This window comes from Paraburkholderia phymatum (genome assembly GCF_040965635.1).
GTDB classification, from domain to species: Bacteria; Pseudomonadota; Gammaproteobacteria; order Burkholderiales; family Burkholderiaceae; genus Paraburkholderia; species Paraburkholderia phymatum_B.
In genome coordinates this window covers 57,257-74,605 of sequence record NZ_JBFRCH010000006.1, presented here as the reverse complement: position 1 = coordinate 74,605, position 17,349 = coordinate 57,257, and the positions used below count along the sequence as shown (strand labels likewise).

The window sequence follows — 17,349 nt, the reverse complement described above, 5'->3', positions numbered from 1 at the left end:
AGTGCAACAGAGTACGGTCCGCAGTCCGCTTACGGCGCGATAGCAAAGCGGTTATGCAGCGGCCTGCAAAGCCGTGTAGGCCGGTTCGACTCCGGCTCGCGCCTCCAGCAAAGAAAAGCCCCGACGTGTCGGGGCTTTTCTTTTGTTCGCTTTCTTTTTTCCGCTTCTTTTTTCCGCGCGCGTTCGAGCGTGAGCGGCAAGCTAACGGCCGTCTCGCCTTCGCCCCATCGTCGCGGCATAATCGGCCCGTTGACGTCCAACGGATGTCTGTCCCACACAAGACAATCTCATGAACGAGCGGCAATCTACCGGCAGCAAAGAGACGACGCATATGGACTGGCGCTGGAAAGCATTCGATGACCTGACGAACGTCGAGGTCTACGACATGCTGGCCGCACGCGCGGCCGTGTTCGTGATCGAGCAGAACTGTCTGTATGGCGATGTCGACGGTCTTGATCGCGGCGCCTGGCATCTGCTTGCTTACGGCGCGCCCGAAGCCGGCGCGCGCGCGAAGCTGGCCGGCTATCTGCGCGTGCTGCTGCCCGACGACCAGGATGCAGACATCCGCATCGGCCGCGTGCTGACGGCAGCGGAGTTTCGCGGCCAAGGGCTCGGCAGCGCGATGCTCGAACGCGTGCTTGGCCACATCTATGCGCAGTGGCCGGGCACGCCCGTGCGTCTGCATGCGCAGGCGCATCTGCAGGCGTTCTATGGTGCGTTCGGCTTCGAGCCCATTTCGGAAGTCCACGAAGAGGATGGCATCCCGCATATCTGGATGCGTTCTTCCTGAGGCGCGCAGTGTCTCAATGCTGTCTGACAGGCAGCGCGCGCGATGACGACTTCGACTGAACGGAAGCCGTCTGCGGCACGCGTTTCTCGTTGCGAAGGCGCGTGCGCGCCGACAGTCTCATCCAGTGCCTGAGCGCGAGAAGCGCGCCGATCACGCTCATCATCGAACCGGGAATCCACAGCAAGAGTCCGCCGATCTGTTGATCGCGCATCGGACTGAGCCATGTGAACGCGCGCCCGCAAATCGAATAGATCGGATAAAGCTCGCGTGGCGTAAAGAAAATGAATGCGCCGAGCAGGATCTGAGGCGGAATCGCTGCGATGACGATCAGAATGCGACGCCCCGGCGACAGCCTCGCAGGCGGCGCGGGCCGCGAATCGAGCACGAGCCACCAGAACATCAGTCCGTCGATCACCATGCTCCAGTTCATCACGCGATACAGCCGCCAGTCGAGCATCGCGACGAAGTGGATCGGCGAAAGCAGCCAGAAATAAATCAGCCCAACGAACAGAACGACGGCGACGACGGGATGGAACAGCACGTCGAGCGTCATGCGCACCCAGCGCATCCGCAACGCGGGTCGAAGAAAGCGTTGCCGCCAGGCGAACGGAATACCCGCGCGCATCGCCGCGCCCGGATACGACAGCGCGATAAAAAACGGACCGAGATGATGCAGCACCAGATGCTGCGCGCGATGCATGAAGAACTCGTGCTCGAAGTAGTAGTCGAGCCGCGTATGCAGCGCGACATAGAGCGCGACCAGCCCGAACCAGAACGACAGTTGCCGCGCCACCGACACCTTCGCCTTGCGCACGCCGCGCGCGAACAGCAGCGCGGCGATCAGCATGACGATTACGACGGTCGGCGACGGCTCCCACGGTTCGAGCCAGTAGAGCAGGTTCATCGTATCGCGTTACTTCGCTTGCGCGGGGGACTTGACCGCGAACGGCGCATCGAGCGTTTCGCCGTCGGAGAACTGCAGCTTCAGGTGAACCGTGTCGCCCGGCGCGATCTTGTGCTTCGCGTCTTCGAGCATCACGTGATAGCCGCCGGGCGCGATCGATGCCTGGCCATGCGCGGGCACCGTCAGCTTGTCGACCATCACCATCTTTTGCGTCGAGCCGTTGGAGACCGTCTGATGCAACATCGCGTTGCCGTAGTCGGCGCTCGAAATGTCGACGAGATCGACGGGCTTGTCGCTCGAATTGGTCAGCGTCACATACGCAGCCGCGGGCAGGTTGTTCGGCAGCCAGCGCACCCATGCGTTTTGCGCGGCGATGGCCTGCTTGCTGTCGGCTGCGTGCGCGGCGATGCTGCCCGTCGCGACGAACGCAATGGCGGCGGTGCAGGCTAGCGCGTGGATTCTCGAAAGCGTTTTGATTTTTTGTGTCATGGCGAACCTGTGAGAAATCATGAGTGGTCTTCGATGATACGGCGCACGTCTTCGGCAATGACGTCGGGCGTATCGTGGTCGGTGGCGAGCAGGCGCGCGTGATTCTGCGCGTCGAAGATGTAGACGGCCGAACTGTGCGTTACCTCGTAATTGCCGCCCGGATCGCGCTTCTCCATCTGATACGCGATGCGATAGTGCTTCGCCAGCTGTTCGATCTGCGCGTCCGTGCCCGTGAGTCCGAGCGCATGCCGCGCATCGAATGCGCTGACGTAATCGTGCAGCGCTTTCGGGGTGTCGCGCGCCGGATCGACTGTGACGAACAGGATGCGTACCTTCTGCGCATCCGGCCCCAGCTTGCCGATGACCTGCATCAGCCGCCCCATCGTTTCCGGGCACACGTCCGGGCAATGCGTATAGCCGAAGTAGACGAGCGACGTGCTTCCCTTGAGCGAGCTTGCCGCGACGGGGCGGCCGTCGTCGCCTGTCAGCGTGAAATCGAGGTCCGGCAGATGGCCGCTCACGTCCGTCAGATGCCACGGCTCGCTGGAATGCGAGCAGCCCGCGATGCCGAACGCCGCGATGAGGGCCATACCCAGCGCGATGCACAGCGCGGCGAGACGTCGCCGGAGGAAAGCGTGGGAAGCGAAGAGCGGCAAGTGGGGCACGAGGACTTTCGGGAACAAAGACTGCTTTGACGACTCGACTGAGAAGAGCGACCAACACGTTGCAAGACAGCATGTCGACTGCGACGCAAACGGCGCGCCGTGTTCGGCAATTTGCCGGTAATACGCGTTGCGGCATGCCGTTATTCCGGGCCAGCGCCGTTGGGACTCTATCGCAATTTTGCGCGCGCCGTTGTACCGTGGACTTTCGATGCGGAAGCCGGGTCAATATGCCGCAGAGTGCTGAAAGGCACCTGTAGCCGGATCGACGGATTTTGAATCCGTCCTGCCGGCTAGACGGTCCGGATCGCCCGCGCGCGCGACGCGCAGACTTACTTTCTCGAAAAAACGACCGATGCGCGGTAAGATGCGCACACTTTTCCGGCTGCAAGCAGCTGAGAGGCAACGTACACCGATGCAAGCACTTCCGGCATTTCTGTCTCCGACGGAGACGGCATTTTTCTTTGATTTCGACGGCACGCTCGTCGATCTGGCACCGACACCCGATGGCGTGCTGGTCCAACCCGAGGCCATCGCCTTGCTCTCCGAGTTGCGGCGCCTGACGAACGGCGCTGTGGCGATCGTGTCGGGTCGCGGCATCGACAGCATCGACCAGTTTCTCGGCATGCCCGATCTGCCCGTCGCCGGTCTGCATGGCGCCGAGCGGCGCGATGCGAATGGCGACACGCAGCGCATCGGCTTCAATGACGAACGGCTGCTGCGCATGGAGCAGGTGCTCGCCGACATCGTCAACGCGAATCCCGGCATGCTGCTGGAGATCAAGGGCGCGGCGCTCGCGCTGCACTATCGCAACGCGCCCGATCGCGAGCCCGTCGCGCGCGAAGCGACGACAAGGCTCGTCGCCGATTATCCGGGCGCCTATGTGCTTCAGCCGGGCAAGATGGTGTACGAGATCAAGCCGAAGGACGTCGACAAGGGCCGCGCGCTGCGCGCGTTTCTCGACGAGCCGCCGTTCACGGGCCGCACGCCCGTGTTCGCGGGCGACGATCTCACCGACGAGAAGGGCTTCGCGGTCGTCAACGAACGCGGTGGCCTGTCGATCAAGGTCGGTGGCGGCGACACGATCGCGTCGGCGCACATCGGCTCCGTGAGCGCGTTGCTCAAGTGGCTGTCCGAAGTCGTCGCGTCGGCGCGCAACGCATGATGGCGTTCGCTCATCATTGCTCGACGGCGTTCGTCCCGCACGGAAGCCCCGCGCCATGAGCCGGCTGATCATCGTATCGAACCGCGTCGCGCCGATCTCCGAGGGCGGGCCGGCAGCGGGCGGACTCGCGGTCGGCGTCTATGACGCGCTCAAGGAAACGGGCGGCATGTGGTTCGGCTGGAGCGGCGACGTGCTCAGTTCCGGCCAGCCGGAAATCAGGCTGGAAGAGCGCGGCCCCGTAACGTTCGCGACCGTCGGTCTCGTGCGCCGCGATTATGACCAGTACTACCGGGGCTTTTCGAACGCGACGCTGTGGCCCGCGTTCCACTATCGGCCGGATCTGCTGCAATTCGACCGGCACGATTTCGAGGGCTATTGCCGCGTGAACACGTGGCTCGCACAGCAGCTGGTGCCCCTCTTGCGCGACGACGATGTGATCTGGGTACACGACTATCACCTGATCCCGTTCGCGCAGGCGTTGCGCACGGCGGGCGTGAAGAACCGCATCGGCTTCTTCCTGCACATTCCGTTTCCGGCCGCGCAAGTGCTGCTTGCCGTGCCGCCGCACCGCGCGCTCGTCGAGGCGCTCTGTTCGTTCGATCTGCTCGGCTTCCAGACGAAGCCCGATCTGCGCGCGTTCTGCGATTACATCGTCAACGAAGCGAGCGGCAGCGTCGATGCGTCGGCGCAGGGGCCGAGCATCGTCCACGCATTCGGCCGCACGTTGCGCGCGGCGGCGTATCCGATCGGCGTGTATCCCGACGAGATCGCCGAGCTGGCCAAGGCGGGTGAGCACGACAAGCCGGTGCGCACGATCGAAGCGACGCTGCACGCGCGCAAGCTGATCATGAGCGTCGACCGGCTCGATTATTCGAAGGGGCTCGTCGAGCGTTTTCGTGCGTTCGAACGGCTGCTCGAACATGCGCCCGCGTATCGCGACAAGGTGTCGTTCCTGCAGATCGCGCCGCCGACGCGTTCCGATCTGCACGCGTATCAGGAAATCCGCTTGCAGCTCGAAGGCGAATCGGGGCGCATCAATGGTCGCTTCGCCGAGCTCGACTGGACGCCGATCCGCTATATCCATCGGCAATATGAACGGCCCGTGCTCGCGGCGCTGTTCCGCACGGCGCATGTCGGCTACGTGACGCCGTTGCGCGACGGGATGAATCTCGTCGCGAAGGAGTATGTGTCGGCGCAAGACCCTGAGGACCCCGGCGTGCTGGTGCTGTCGCGTTTCGCGGGCGCGGCGCACGAACTGACGGGCGCGCTGATCGTCAATCCCGTCGACGTCGACGGCATGGCCGACGCGCTCGGCACTGCGTTGTCGATGCCGCTCGCCGAACGCAAGGCGCGCTTCGAAGATATGATCGCGCAGCTGCGCGAGAACAACGTGTCCGTGTGGCGCGACAACTTCATGCGCGATTTGCAGCAGGTGTCCGGCGACGAGGAGAGGGTGGCAAACGAAGCCGCGACGGGTTGATCTCCGGGCTTTCGTACCTTCCATGCGCACCGTGCGGGCACAAAAAAGCCGCTTCGAACTTCGAAGCGGCTTTTTCTATTGCGGGTTCAGACGGCGTGGCGCCGCGCATCAGGCCACATGCTGCTCATCGAGCTTCTTGCCGCCGACGTGCAGCGTCGACTGCTTGCCGAATTGCTTGGAAAGCAGATCGCGATACAGGCCCGGACGATTGCGCAACTCTTCCGGGCTGCCGTCGTCGATGACCCTGCCCGCGCTCATCACGATGATGCGGTCGAAGTTTTGCAGCGTCGACAGGCGGTGCGCGATCGCGATCACCGTGCGGCCGACCATCAGCCGGTCGAGCGCTTTCTGGATCGCTTCCTCGGATGCGCTGTCGAGCGCGGACGTTGCTTCGTCGAGCAGCAGGATCGGCGAGTTCTTCAGGATCGCGCGCGCAATCGCGATGCGTTGCCGCTGACCGCCCGAGAGCTTCACGCCGCGATCGCCGACGATCGTGTCGAAGCCTTCCGGCATCGCTTCGATGAAGTCCGTGCAGCGGGCATCGCGCGCGGCGGCGATCACCTCATCGCGCGTTGCTTCCGGCCGTCCATATGCGATGTTCTCGTAGACCGTGCGATGGAGCAGCGAGATGTCTTGCGGCACGAGCGCGATCGCGTGGCGCAGGCTGTCCTGCGTGATCGCGGCGATATCCTGGCCGTCGATCATGATCCGTCCGCCCTGCGTTTCGTAGAAGCGTTGCAGCAGCGCAAGCACGGTCGACTTGCCCGCGCCCGACTTGCCGATCAGGCCGACACGCTGGCCCGGCTGAATGTCGAGATCGAAGTGATCGAGAATCGGGCGCCGCTTCGGATACGCGAACGTCACTTTCTCGAACGTGACGCGCCCGCCTTGCGGCACGAGTTCGGTTGCATCGTTGCGATCAGGCATGCCGTGCGGTTCGAGCAGCGTCTTGACGGCTTCGGCGAGGCGGGCGACGTGCTGCGTCACGTCGACGAGCGCGACGGCCAGATCGCGCGTGCCGTGCAGAATCGTGAAGCCCAGCGAGCTGACGAGCACGATGTCGCCGGAGGTCGCCTTGCCCTGATCCCACAGCCACAGCGCCCAGCCGAGCAGACCCGCCGACAGCAGCGCGGTGATCACCGCGTGCAGCAGACGGAGTTTCTCGAGGTAAAGCAGGCTTTGTTGACGCGCGTCCATTTCCGACTTCACGGTCGCGCCAAAGCGCTTCTGTTCGCGGAACGTCATGCCGAACGCGCGCACGAGGCTCATGTTGCCGATCACGTCGACGAGCTCGCCGTCGACGGAGGCCGCTTTCGTCGCGAAGTTGTGATGCCGCGCCGAGCCGCGACCCGCCAGCTTGAACAGCACGACGGAGAGAATCGCCGAGCAGGTCAGCAGGCCGAGCGCCATCAGCGGATTGACGGCAATGATCATCACGATCGCGCCCGCCACGGCGATACACGGCGGCAGCACGTTCCACGCGGTCGTGTTCTCGGCCGTATAGACCGCGTTCGATGTCGCGGTGATCCGGCTCGCGAGCATGCCGGGCTGCTTCTCGGCGTAGTAGGTCGGCGAATGGCCGCTCAGGTACTGAAAGAGGTCCTTGCGCAGATCCCCCGTGACGGCGACGAACGTGTGCGCGGCAACCCAGCCGCCGACGCGCCACAGCATGTTGTCGGCGGCGATCAGGCCGACGAGGATCGCGAATGCGCCCCAAAGCGGCCCCGGATGATGACGGCCTTCGCCAAGCACGTCGATCAGATGCTTGATCGCGTATTGCGAAGCGAGCGCACAACCCACGGCCGCGAATACGCTGCTCACGACGACCAGATGGGCGACCGGGTGGCGGCGAATAAAGCGAAAGAGGAATGCAAGCGGCCGGTTCGCATAGCCGGAGAGCCTTGCGTTATGGGCGTTGCGCTGGGCGATTGTCAGATGTTCCAATTGTTCAGTGAGTCGTTTGGGTCGGGTTCAAATCGTGCAACGGCTGTGCCTGGCGCGGCTCATAACAACCAGCGTAGGCCCCGCATTGTAAACATGCAAAAGCCATTTCGCATGGCGGTAAGACCAATGAGGGAGCGATTATTTTTGCGACATGTACCGGTAAGCTTTCCCAGGCTGGACCCGTTGCGGGTCAAGAGGTTCACGCCATCGGCGAGAATTTTCAAGATATAATTACAGATTGCATACGAAGCTGGCGCGGTGGTTGCTCCGCGCTCGTCGACGATTCATCGATGACCGTCGTCACACGGCTTGCGGCGCCAGTGCCAATGCAAGGTTCCCACTGTAAAACGCCTTGAGAAAACAAGGGTTTGCGAAGTGTTTCGCGTCTGTAACAACGTAAAGACTTTGAAATGTCGGGGCCGGCCGTGCGAACAGGCATCGATAATGCATGCTCGGTCCCGTCAGGAAATATCTGACAGTTTGTCAACGTCAGTTCATGAGCCGCGTTTACCGCTAGTGCACAGACCTTGACACTGACCAAACTGGCGTCTTACCAAGCGATCCATCGCAGGAATTTCTCGAAAGAATCAGGCTCGTGTTGTATGCAGCTCAATGCTGCCCGCAGAACCGAGCGCCCTGGCGAGCACGCGAAGTCGCTTTTACCAAACTGCAGTCTTTTTGCCTGATCTTTTACGAGGAGTTCTCCATTATGCGAATCGCTCAAATCGCTCCGTTGCACGAGGCGGTTCCTCCCAAGCTCTATGGCGGCACCGAGCGCGTGGTGTCGTATCTCACGGAAGCGCTCGTCGAGCTGGGTCACGACGTGACGCTCTTTGCAAGCGGCGATTCGCAAACCTCCGCGAAGCTCGAAGCATTCTGGCCGCAGGCTCTGCGTCTGGACCCGACGATCCGCGACGTGATGGCGCCGCACATGCTGCTGCTCGAAGAAGTGCGCCGCCGCGCGGACGAATTCGACGTGCTGCATTTCCACATCGACTACTACCCGTTCTCGCTGTTCGCGCGCCAGCCGGTGCCGTTCCTGACGACGATGCACGGCCGTCTCGATCTGCCGGAACTGCAGCCGATCTTCAGCACGTTCAACGACGTGCCCGTCGTGTCGATCTCGGACAACCAGCGCCAGCCGCTGCCGCAGGCGAACTGGCTGTCGACCGTGTATCACGGCCTGCCCGAAAACCTGTTGACCCCGATCCCCGACGTCAAGCCGAGCTATCTCGCGTTCCTCGGCCGCATCTCGCCGGAGAAGCGTCTCGACACGGCCATCCGCATCGCCGAGCAGGCCGGCATGCCGATCAAGGTCGCCGCGAAGCTCGACAAGGCCGACCGCGCGTACTACGACGAAGTGATCAAGCCGCTGATGAAGCTGCCGCACGTCGAGTACATCGGCGAAATCAGCGAGTCTGAGAAGACCGAGTTCCTCGGCAATGCGCACGCGCTGCTGTTCCCGATCGACTGGCCGGAGCCGTTCGGTCTGGTGATGATCGAAGCGATGGCTTGCGGCACGCCTGTCATCGCGTTCAAGCGCGGCTCGGTGCCGGAAGTGATCGAAAACGGTGTGTCGGGCTTCGTCGTCGAAGACGAAATCAGCGCTGTCGCAGCCGTCAAGCGCCTCGACCAACTGCCGCGCGCGACGGTGCGCAACGCGTTCGAATCGCGCTTCTCGTCGAAGGTGATGGCGCAGAACTATCTGAAGACGTACGAAGAGATGCTGCGCGCGAAGCGCCGCACGGTGCTGCGCGAAGTCAACGCAGGCTGATCGCCGGCATCGAGGGCCGCCGGGACGCCCTAACCGGGTTCCGTGGCCGTCCTTGCGATTCACGACCAGCGCCCCGCATGTGCCGAACATGCGGGGCGTTGTTGCATTTACGCTGCACGCCGATGTGTAGCATGAGCGCGAATGGTTCGAAAGCGCGTGTTCCGGCGCTGCAACCGTGAGACGAATCCGTAATATCCCTATAATGGCCGTGCCGCAAATCCGGCGCGGCGCGTCCACATGAGGAGAGTGCTTTGGCGAGAACGAAACAGACGCGTGCGAGCGCAGTGCCCGGTGCCGGCACGATGTTCGCGCTTCGCGCCATCGGTCTCGTAATACTGGCTCGCTGGCTCTTTTCGATGGGCGAGATGGCGCCGCTGACCGCGCTTCAGGCGATGGCGTCGTCGCCATGGGCGTGCATCAACCTCGTCTTCCTGTTCCTTCTGATTTTCCTGCCGGGCGCAAAGCCGCGCGCCGAGCGGCCGTTTCATCCGTTGCCGCAGTGGCTGCGTCAGGCGCTGCGTCTCTTTGCGTTTCTCGGTCTGCTGTTCGCCGTCTGGTCGGTCGGCGCGTTTGTCTGGGCGGCCGACTGGCGGCGCGCGTTCAATGCCGTCGCCGCGACGAACGGCTGGCTGATCGCGGCGCCTACGTTGTACGCCGTCGTCGTCTGGATCTGCCGGCCGCGCGCGCTGTGGCGCACGAATATCGCTGCGCGCCGCTTCGCGATCGGGCGCTTCGCGATCTCGATCGACGCCGTTACACGTACGGCGATCGTCTGGGCCGAAAGCCGCAAGCTTGGCCAATACGATGCGCGCGAGCTGTCGCTGCGCTGGCTCGATGTGGTGTCGGGCGGTTCCGGCGTGAGGCGCGCGATGCCATCCGTCGCGTCCGTCGACCTGTCCGGCGCGCAGCCCGCTACGGTGCCGCCTGTCGCGAACGGTCACGCGACGCTCGAGCGCGCGGGCGTCGGCGGCCTGCTGCGCCGTCCCAAGGTCGAGCTCATGTGGGATTCGCCCGCCGCCGCCGGTCATAACCGGCAGACGGTATTTCGCACGCCGCTTTCGTCCGAAGGCGATCGTGTGGCGGCCCGAGCGCTCGACGCAAGCCTGCGCCAGTCCTGAGATTTCGGAGCGCGCCTCTCGCGAGTCGCGCTCCGTCGTTTTCCCGAAGCATCAACGGCCGCTTTGCATCGATCATGGAGGTGTCCATGCTGATCCGCTGGTTGCTTGCCGCTGTTCATCTGCTGGGCTACGGATTCGCGCTCGCATCGATCATCGGACGCACACGGGCGCTGCGCCGCCTGTCCGGTCCCACCGACCTGCCACGCGTCTTTCTAGCGGACACCGGTTGGGGCATCGCGGCCATCGTTCTGATCGTCACGGGCTTGATGCGTGTCTTCGGGGACTTCGAGAAGGGCGTCGATTACTACCTGCACGAGCCGCTTTTCCACATCAAGATGGCGGCGCTCGTGCTGATCCTCGTTCTCGAAGTGATGCCGATGATGACGCTGATCCGCTGGCGCATCGCCGTCAAACAAGTCGATACACCGGATCTCACTCGCGCCGGGCGCTTGGCGCGCATCGGTCACTGGCAAGCCATTCTGCTGATCGTGATGGTGTTCGCCGCTTCGGGTATGGCGCGCGGCATCGGGGCGGCCGCGTAGCAGCACGAAGAATCGAACGAGGAAATAGAACGGGAAAAGAAAAAGGCCCGGGCGTTTCCGTCCGGGCCTTCTTTTCTTCGAATCTGGTGGGTAGTACTGGGATCGAACCAGTGACCCCTGCCGTGTGAAGGCAGTGCTCTACCGCTGAGCTAACCACCCGAAGAGCTGTGCATTATGTCAGGTCTTTCAGGCTTCGACAAGCACTTTTTAAGCGATTTGCGCATCGGCGGTTGCGGAGGCATCTTCCGCCGCCGCTTGCGTGCGCCACACGCTCGTCCCCTTCAGCGATTTGTCGAGACCGTCGAGCAGCGCTTCGTGTTCGGCGAGCTCATCGCCGGTGGCGGCGAGCACGACGAGCTCGACCTCGTCGAGCTTCATGCGCTTCGTGCCGCCCGCAACGCCAGATGCCGCTTCGCCGATCATGTCGATCACGAGGCTTTCCTGGCCGCGCGTCATCGCCAGATAGACCTCGGCGAGCAGTTCCGAGTCGAGCAGCGCGCCGTGCAGCGTGCGGTGTGCGTTGCTGATGCCGAAGCGGTCGCATAGCGCATCGAGCGAATTGCGCTTGCCCGGGAACATCGACTTCGCGCGCACGAGCGTGTCGATCACTTCGCCGCAATGCTCGCTGAACGGCGGCAGGCCGAGCAGCGCGAACTCGGCATCGAGAAAGCCGATATCGAACGGTGCATTGTGAATGATGATCTCCGCGTTCGTGACGAAATCGCGCAGCGCGTCCGCGATCTCTGCGAACTTGGGTTTGTCGCTCAGGAATTCCGTCGTCAGGCCGTGGACGGCCAGCGCGCCCGGATCGCTGTCGCGTTCCGGGTTGACATAGAAGTGCAGGTTGTTGCCTGTCAGCCGGCGGTTAACCAGCTCGACGCAGCCGATTTCGATTATGCGGTCGCCGCTCTTTGCATTCAGTCCGGTGGTTTCCGTATCGAGGATGATTTGGCGCATGTCGGAATTGCTCTGCCTGGTTGATTGGATGCCTCGAAAGGCGAGATTGCCGTGAGAGCCGTTACAGATCCGCGAGCATCGCGACGCCGCGATTGGCGAGCGCATCGGCGCGTTCATTCTCGGGATGACCCGAGTGGCCCCTTACCCAGCGCCACTCGAGTTCATGCTGCTGCGTGAGCGCGTCGAGCCGCTTCCACAGATCGGCATTCTTCACGGGCGCCTTTGCGGCCGTCATCCAGTTCTTCTTTTTCCAGCCGTGAATCCATTCGCTGATGCCTTTTTGCACGTATTGCGAGTCCGTGTGCACGATTGCCTTGCATGGGCGCTTCAATGCCTCGAGCGCCGCGATCACGGCCATCAGCTCCATCCGGTTGTTCGTCGTGTTCGCTTCGCCGCCGAACAGTTCCTTTTCCTGCGTGCCATAGCGCAGCAATGCGCCCCAGCCGCCGGGGCCGGGGTTTCCCTTGCAGGCGCCGTCGGTGAAGATTTCGATCAGGTCAGAACTCATTGATGTTTGTTGCGTGCGTTGGGTGTGGCGGCGGGTGTCAGGCCGGGGGCCAGCACGGGTTTCTTGACTTTCAGCGGGCCGACGAGGCGCATGCCGCGCACGCGCTTGATCGCCGTGACCATGTAGACGGCGCCGAAGATCGGCCACCAGCGATCTCCCGCGGCTTCCATGAACTGATAGCGCGAAAGCCATTTTTCGCTGACGAGGGGCGGACAATAGCAGCCGAAGCGTCCGCGATCAAGATCGAAGCCGAGCAGCTTGATCCAGTCCTTCAGGCGGGTGAAGGCGATCAGATCGTGCGCGGCGGGCACGAACGGACGTCCCGTCACCTTGCCGACCGACTGCCGCGCGCCCCACAGCGACAGCGAATTGAAGCCGAGAATGATCAGCTGGCCTTCCGGCATCAGCACGCGCTCGGCTTCGCGCAGCAGACGGTGCGGATCGCGCGTGAACTCCAGCGTGTGAGGCATCACGATCAGATCGACGCTTTGCGCCTCGAACGGCAGATCGAGCAGATCGCACCAGACTGAGCTGCGCCCGGGTGGCGCGTGGCGCCCGGGCTGGCCGCCCGCGACGCCGCGCGGAAACGTGTACGGGGCGCTCGCGCCGCTTTCGGCGTCGAGCACGAGCCCGCGGCAAGGCATGCGGTTCTCGCGCAGCGCATCGAGTTGCGGCAGCCCGAGTTGCAGCGCGTGATAGCCGAACACGTCGGACACCACGCGGTCGAGCTGCGCCTGCTCCCACTCCAGCACATAGCGTCCGGGAGGGGAGGTGGTCCAGGCAGGCCAGTCTATAATCGATCGGTCAGACATGTTGAAGAATGCGTCGCCTATGAATTCGCTCGAGTACGTGCCCGTCCCGGCATTCGATGACAATTACATCTGGGTCGTGTCGGACGGCCGTCATGCCGTGGTCGTCGATCCGGGCGATGCCGCCCCGGTGAAGTCTTATCTGGCAAAACGGGGATGGCGGCTGAGCGCTATTTTACTCACCCACCATCATGCCGACCACGTCGGCGGAGTGGCCGATCTGCTGGATGGCCAGGTCGTACCCGTCTACGGTCCCGCGGGAGAAGCGATTCCCTGGCTGACCACGCGGCTCGAAAACGGCGACGCCGTGCACATCGACGCGCCGCCACTCGACTTCACGATTCTCGACGTGCCGGGGCATACGAGCGGCCATATCGCGTACTTCCAGCCCGCCGACCCGCGCGGCACGCCGCACGTGTTCTGCGGCGACACGCTGTTCGCCTGCGGCTGCGGACGGCTGTTCGAAGGCACGCCCGCGCAGATGCTGAAGTCCCTCGACGCGCTTGCTTCGTTGCCGGGCGAAACGGAAGTCCATTGCGCGCACGAATACACCCTGTCGAACATCCGCTTCGCGCTCGCGTGCGAGCCGGACAACGCGAAGCTGCAAGCCTGGCGCGACGAAGCAGCGGCCCTGCGTGCGCGGCACGTCCCGACGCTGCCCACGACGATTGCGCACGAACGCGCCGTCAACCCGTTTTTGCGCGCCGGCGAGCCGGCCGTCCAGGCTACGCTCGCCGACCAATTACACGAATCGGTGCCTGACCGGCTGGCCGCATTCACGCTGATGCGGGAATGGAAGAACAGGTTCAGCTAACCAGGTAAACCATGGGGGCATGCTCATCCGAATCATAGAAAAAAACGCCAAGCTTCAGATTTCGCGGCGTTTTTCACGTTTTTCCGATTGACGGAAAAGGCGCACTTTCGTACTATCGGCTGCAAATTCCAGCCCTTTGGAAGCCGAGACGTTCATGAGATTTATCTTCAGCGCGTTATTGGTCCTGACGCTCGCCGCATGCGCGAGCCAGGGGCCAACGACGAACAGCCTTTCAACTGCTTCCAATCCAGCTAGCCAGCAAGCCGTAGCCGACACCCTTCGCAAGACCGCCGCCGCCAAAGAAACGATCAACGTCGACCAGAGTTCCGTCGACCAGTTAACCAGCGAGGACTCCGATCTCTGGGGACGTATCCGCCGTGGTTTTCAGATTCCCGACCTGCAGAGCGACCTCGTCGACATGCAGGCGAACTGGTATGCGCAGCGTCCTGACTACGTCCAGCGCATGACCGAGCGGTCGCAGAAGTACCTGTATCACATCGTCGAAGAACTGGAAGCGCGCCACATGCCGACCGAACTGGCGCTGTTGCCGTTCATCGAGTCCGCGTACAACCCGCAGGCGCTGTCGGTCGCGAAGGCCGCGGGCATGTGGCAGTTCGTGCCCGGCACGGGCCGCACGTACAACCTGAAGCAGAACATGTGGCAGGACGAGCGCCGCGACGTGCTCGCGTCCACCAGCGCGGCGCTCGACTATCTGTCGCGTCTGCACGATATGTTCGGCGACTGGTATCTGGCGCTCGCCGCGTACAACTGGGGCGAGGGCAACGTACAGCGCGCGATCGCGCGCAACGAGGCGGCCGGCCTGCCGACGGACTATCAAAGCCTGCGCATGCCGCTGGAAACGCGCAACTACGTGCCCAAGCTGCAGGCCGTCAAGAATATCGTGACGAATCCGCAGGTGTTCGGGCTCACGCTGCCGTCCATTCCGAACCACCCGTACTTCGTGACGGTCACGACGTCGCATGACATCGACGTCGACACGGCGGCGAAGCTCGCGAACATGACGCCCGACGAATTCCGCTCGCTGAACCCGTCGTTCAAGAAGCCGGTCATCCTCGGCGCGACGCAGCCGCAGATCCTGCTGCCGTTCGATAACGCCAGCGCCTTCGAGCGCAATCTGAAGTCGTACTCGGGCTCGCTGTCGTCGTGGACGACCTACACGGTCACGGAACGCTCGCGTCCGGCGGCGATCGCCGAGAAGATCGGCGTCGATGCCGACACGCTGATGGCCGTCAACAAGATTCCGGCGGGCATGCGCCTGAAGCCGGGCTCGACGATCGTCGTGCCGCGCGCCGACGATGACGACGAGGACATCAGCGCCGACGTCGCCGAAAGCGCCGTGCTCGCGATGGAGCCGGACGTGCCCGACACGCGCAAGATGCTGATCCGCGTGCGCCGCAAGCAGTCGATGGCGCTGATTGCCGATCGCTACGGCGTGTCGAACGGGCAGCTCAAGGCATGGAACCGTACGCGGCGCGACGTCGTGATGCCGGGTCAGGTGATCGTGCTGCACGTGCCCGTCGGCAAGGCGATGCCGGCCGAGCCGGGCCCGCAGAAGCTGGCGACCGTGCCTGTCGGCGGTGGCGGCGAGCGGACTGGCGCCCAGATTGCCGACTCGCGCTCCGAGTCGCGATACGACAAGAAACGGGGCCGCGGCCATTCGGGCGTCGTCAGGGTTTCGGAGCCGGCCGGCAAGTCCAGCAAGCCGGCGGCCGCCAAGGGCAAGATGACGAAGGTCTCGACGGAAGGGGCGGGCAAGGCGTCGAAGGGCGAGACTGCGAGCCGCCACAAAGTCTCGTCCAGCGCGAAGAAGAGCAAGTAGACAACAAGCGGCCTTTTCGAGGACGACCGAACGTGCGCTGCGGGGGCAGCGCGTGAAGTGCGCTCCGATCTCTCCTCGTTTTCCTGAACGCCGTCACCTGAGGTGACGGCGTTTTTCATTTCCGCTTTTCATTTCGACTGACGGCCGCTGGCGTTTCCCGCACGGACCGCGCGGTCTTGCGCCACGATGGGCGCGATTGCCGCTATCGTTCACGCTCGGGTCCGCCGGACCATCCTGCTGATGCCTCATGTCATCGACGCCATTTCGTGTCTTCCTGCTGTTCTCCGCCGGTTACTTCGTCTCGTATGTGTTTCGGGGCGTGAACCTCGGCTTTGCGCCGCTGATCACGCATGAGCTGGGACTCACGGCCGCCGATCTTGGCTTGCTGACCAGTCTCTATTTCCTCGGTTTCGCGGGCGCTCAACTGCCGGCGGGCGTCCTGCTCGACCACTACGGCCCGCGTCGCGTCACGGCGGGCATGCTGCTCTTCGCCGCCGCCGGTATCGGCGTGTTCGGGGCGGCGCACGGTGTCGGCGCGATGATGGTGGGGCGGCTGCTGATCGGCGTCGGCGTGTCGGTGTGTCTGGGCGCGGCGTTCAAGGCGCTCGCGCAGCACTTTCCGGCCGCGCGTCTGCCGCTGATGAACGGGCTCGTGATGGCCGTCGGTGGTCTGGGCGGGGTTGTCGTCGGCTCGCCGTTGACGTGGGTGCTGACCTTCGCGAGTTGGCGCGCCGTCTGTTTCGCGCTCGTCGTCCTGACGATCGTCGTGGCCGCGCTGCTGTGGCTGTTCGCGCCCGAGAAGAAGGAGGCCCACCGTCAGGCGAGTCTCGTCGGCCAGTTCAAGGGCACCTGGCACATCCTGCGCAGCGCGGCGTTCTGGAAGATCGGATCGTTCTCGGTTGTCACGCAAGGCGTGTTCTACGCGATGCAGTCGTTGTGGGTCGGCGCCTGGTTGCGCGACGTATCGGGCTTTCAGTCGCACGAGGCGGCAGCGCTCGTGTCGGTGCTTGGCTTCGCGATGATGGCGGGCTGCGTGGGCTTCGGCGCGGCGGCGCGCAGTATGGAGCGGCGCGGGCTGTCGCTGTATGCGTTTTGCGGAGTCGGCATGGCGCTCTTCGTCGTCACGCAACTGTTGATCATGCTGCGCGCGCCGCTGCCGGCGGGTCTGCTGTGGGCGGCGTATGGGATTTTCGGCGGCGTGGGCATTCTGAGCTACGCGGTGCTCGCGCGTCACTTTCCGTCGCATCTGATCGGCCGCGCCAACACGACGCTGACGCTGATTATTTTTCTGCTGATCTTCGGCTTTCAGATCGGCGTGGGCGCGGTTCTGTCGATCTGGACGCCCGTCGGCGGCCACTATCCGCCCGCTGCGCATCTGACCGCGTGGGGCATTCTCGTTGCACTGCAGCTGGCGAGCGCCGTCTGGTACGTGGTGCCGAGCCGCGTGCTCGCGAAAAGCCCTTCGCACATCCACGGCGAGCGCCAACCTCAAAGTTCGCAGGCGTATTCTGATATCGAATGAAACGGCCATGCAGGCCGCGTGGATCGCAAGT

At 63.6% G+C, this 17,349-nt stretch carries 16 protein-coding genes and 2 tRNA genes; 10 read left to right on the top strand and 8 right to left on the bottom strand.

Features of this window, described 5'->3' with window-relative positions:
• Nucleotides 1-33 precede the first annotated feature (33 nt).
• A tRNA-Cys gene (locus tag AB4Y32_RS13945) sits at nt 34-107 on the top strand.
• A gap of 182 nt (nt 108-289) precedes the next feature.
• Nucleotides 290-790: a GNAT family N-acetyltransferase gene (locus AB4Y32_RS13940; RefSeq protein ID WP_368721898.1), complete on the top strand. Its 501-nt coding sequence runs from the start codon at nt 290-292 to the stop codon at nt 788-790.
• 13 nt (nt 791-803) lie between these two features.
• Here the strand turns inward: AB4Y32_RS13940 and AB4Y32_RS13935 are convergent, their stop codons facing one another.
• The 3 genes from AB4Y32_RS13935 to AB4Y32_RS13925 are packed head-to-tail and all read right to left on the bottom strand — an operon-like array spanning nt 804 to nt 2,773.
• Nucleotides 804-1,694, bottom strand: coding sequence for a cytochrome c oxidase assembly protein (locus AB4Y32_RS13935; RefSeq protein ID WP_368721897.1), 891 nt, complete (start codon nt 1,692-1,694; stop codon nt 804-806).
• Between the two features lie 9 nt (nt 1,695-1,703).
• Complete coding sequence (locus tag AB4Y32_RS13930; RefSeq protein WP_368721896.1) at nt 1,704-2,183, bottom strand: copper chaperone PCu(A)C; 480 nt, start codon at nt 2,181-2,183, stop codon at nt 1,704-1,706.
• 17 nt (nt 2,184-2,200) lie between these two features.
• Nucleotides 2,201-2,773 (bottom strand): SCO family protein, encoded by a 573-nt coding sequence (locus AB4Y32_RS13925; RefSeq protein ID WP_368721895.1) that lies wholly within the window; start codon nt 2,771-2,773, stop codon nt 2,201-2,203.
• A 487-nt stretch (nt 2,774-3,260) separates the two neighbouring features.
• Here AB4Y32_RS13925 and otsB point away from each other — a divergent pair, with 487 nt between their 5' ends.
• Both otsB and otsA read left to right on the top strand, forming a co-directional pair.
• The gene (gene otsB / locus AB4Y32_RS13920) at nt 3,261-4,010 is read left to right on the top strand and encodes a trehalose-phosphatase (RefSeq protein WP_368721894.1); all 750 of its coding nucleotides are present in this window, start codon (nt 3,261-3,263) and stop codon (nt 4,008-4,010) included.
• 55 nt (nt 4,011-4,065) lie between these two features.
• Nucleotides 4,066-5,490: an alpha,alpha-trehalose-phosphate synthase (UDP-forming) gene (otsA, locus tag AB4Y32_RS13915; RefSeq protein ID WP_368721893.1), complete on the top strand. Its 1,425-nt coding sequence runs from the start codon at nt 4,066-4,068 to the stop codon at nt 5,488-5,490.
• 108 nt (nt 5,491-5,598) lie between these two features.
• Here otsA and AB4Y32_RS13910 read toward each other — a convergent pair whose 3' ends face one another.
• Nucleotides 5,599-7,434 carry an ABC transporter ATP-binding protein gene (locus tag AB4Y32_RS13910; RefSeq protein ID WP_368721892.1) on the bottom strand — a complete coding sequence of 612 codons (1,836 nt, stop codon included), beginning with the start codon at nt 7,432-7,434 and terminating at the stop codon, nt 5,599-5,601.
• 709 nt (nt 7,435-8,143) lie between these two features.
• Between AB4Y32_RS13910 and AB4Y32_RS13905 the strand changes: the two genes are divergently transcribed.
• The 3 genes from AB4Y32_RS13905 to AB4Y32_RS13895 all read left to right on the top strand — a co-directional run bounded on the left by AB4Y32_RS13905 (nt 8,144) and on the right by AB4Y32_RS13895 (nt 10,868).
• Complete coding sequence (locus AB4Y32_RS13905) at nt 8,144-9,208, top strand: glycosyltransferase family 4 protein (RefSeq protein WP_368721891.1); 1,065 nt, start codon at nt 8,144-8,146, stop codon at nt 9,206-9,208.
• A 251-nt stretch (nt 9,209-9,459) separates the two neighbouring features.
• On the top strand, nt 9,460-10,326 hold the full coding sequence (locus tag AB4Y32_RS13900) for a hypothetical protein (protein ID WP_368721890.1): 867 nt from the start codon (nt 9,460-9,462) through the stop codon (nt 10,324-10,326).
• A gap of 86 nt (nt 10,327-10,412) precedes the next feature.
• On the top strand, nt 10,413-10,868 hold the full coding sequence (locus AB4Y32_RS13895; RefSeq protein ID WP_368721889.1) for a DUF2214 family protein: 456 nt from the start codon (nt 10,413-10,415) through the stop codon (nt 10,866-10,868).
• An 84-nt stretch (nt 10,869-10,952) separates the two neighbouring features.
• On the opposite strand, the gene AB4Y32_RS13890 is transcribed toward AB4Y32_RS13895, so the two are convergent.
• The 4 genes from AB4Y32_RS13890 to AB4Y32_RS13875 form a co-directional block, all read right to left on the bottom strand.
• Nucleotides 10,953-11,027: transfer RNA gene (locus AB4Y32_RS13890), tRNA-Val, on the bottom strand.
• Between the two features lie 48 nt (nt 11,028-11,075).
• Nucleotides 11,076-11,825 (bottom strand): DNA polymerase III subunit epsilon, encoded by a 750-nt coding sequence (gene dnaQ / locus AB4Y32_RS13885; RefSeq protein ID WP_368721888.1) that lies wholly within the window; start codon nt 11,823-11,825, stop codon nt 11,076-11,078.
• Nucleotides 11,826-11,886: 61 nt separating this feature from the next.
• Nucleotides 11,887-12,333, bottom strand: coding sequence for a ribonuclease HI (gene rnhA, locus AB4Y32_RS13880; RefSeq protein ID WP_152757096.1), 447 nt, complete (start codon nt 12,331-12,333; stop codon nt 11,887-11,889).
• Nucleotides 12,330-13,145 (bottom strand): class I SAM-dependent methyltransferase, encoded by an 816-nt coding sequence (locus AB4Y32_RS13875; RefSeq protein WP_368721887.1) that lies wholly within the window; start codon nt 13,143-13,145, stop codon nt 12,330-12,332. The genes rnhA and AB4Y32_RS13875 overlap by 4 nt, the downstream gene beginning before the upstream one ends.
• Before the next feature lie 19 nt (nt 13,146-13,164).
• On the opposite strand from AB4Y32_RS13875, the gene gloB reads away from it, so the two are divergent.
• From gloB to AB4Y32_RS13860, 3 genes are all read left to right on the top strand, one after another.
• A complete protein-coding gene (gene gloB, locus AB4Y32_RS13870; RefSeq protein WP_368721886.1) occupies nt 13,165-13,956 on the top strand; it encodes a hydroxyacylglutathione hydrolase in 792 nt (263 codons plus the stop codon).
• A 154-nt stretch (nt 13,957-14,110) separates the two neighbouring features.
• Nucleotides 14,111-15,796, top strand: coding sequence for a transglycosylase SLT domain-containing protein (locus AB4Y32_RS13865; RefSeq protein WP_368721885.1), 1,686 nt, complete (start codon nt 14,111-14,113; stop codon nt 15,794-15,796).
• A gap of 247 nt (nt 15,797-16,043) precedes the next feature.
• A complete protein-coding gene (locus AB4Y32_RS13860; RefSeq protein ID WP_368721884.1) occupies nt 16,044-17,318 on the top strand; it encodes an MFS transporter in 1,275 nt (424 codons plus the stop codon).
• Nucleotides 17,319-17,349 lie beyond the last annotated feature (31 nt).

Bases quoted from the DNA above. Each gene is read 5' to 3' on its own strand.
- otsB (WP_368721894.1), top strand. From the start codon at position 3,261: ATGCAAGCACTTCCGGCATTTCTGTCTCCGACGGAGACGGCATTTTTC.
- dnaQ (WP_368721888.1), bottom strand. From the start codon at position 11,825: ATGCGCCAAATCATCCTCGATACGGAAACCACCGGACTGAATGCAAAG.
- rnhA (WP_152757096.1), bottom strand. From the start codon at position 12,333: ATGAGTTCTGACCTGATCGAAATCTTCACCGACGGCGCCTGCAAGGGA.
- AB4Y32_RS13875 (WP_368721887.1), bottom strand. From the start codon at position 13,145: ATGTCTGACCGATCGATTATAGACTGGCCTGCCTGGACCACCTCCCCT.
- AB4Y32_RS13865 (WP_368721885.1), top strand. From the start codon at position 14,111: ATGAGATTTATCTTCAGCGCGTTATTGGTCCTGACGCTCGCCGCATGC.
- gloB (WP_368721886.1), top strand. From the start codon at position 13,165: ATGAATTCGCTCGAGTACGTGCCCGTCCCGGCATTCGATGACAATTAC.
- otsA (WP_368721893.1), top strand. From the start codon at position 4,066: ATGAGCCGGCTGATCATCGTATCGAACCGCGTCGCGCCGATCTCCGAG.
- AB4Y32_RS13935 (WP_368721897.1), bottom strand. From the start codon at position 1,694: ATGAACCTGCTCTACTGGCTCGAACCGTGGGAGCCGTCGCCGACCGTC.
- AB4Y32_RS13860 (WP_368721884.1), top strand. From the start codon at position 16,044: ATGTCATCGACGCCATTTCGTGTCTTCCTGCTGTTCTCCGCCGGTTAC.
- AB4Y32_RS13895 (WP_368721889.1), top strand. From the start codon at position 10,413: ATGCTGATCCGCTGGTTGCTTGCCGCTGTTCATCTGCTGGGCTACGGA.
- AB4Y32_RS13940 (WP_368721898.1), top strand. From the start codon at position 290: ATGAACGAGCGGCAATCTACCGGCAGCAAAGAGACGACGCATATGGAC.
- AB4Y32_RS13925 (WP_368721895.1), bottom strand. From the start codon at position 2,773: ATGGCCCTCATCGCGGCGTTCGGCATCGCGGGCTGCTCGCATTCCAGC.
- AB4Y32_RS13930 (WP_368721896.1), bottom strand. From the start codon at position 2,183: ATGACACAAAAAATCAAAACGCTTTCGAGAATCCACGCGCTAGCCTGC.
- AB4Y32_RS13905 (WP_368721891.1), top strand. From the start codon at position 8,144: ATGCGAATCGCTCAAATCGCTCCGTTGCACGAGGCGGTTCCTCCCAAG.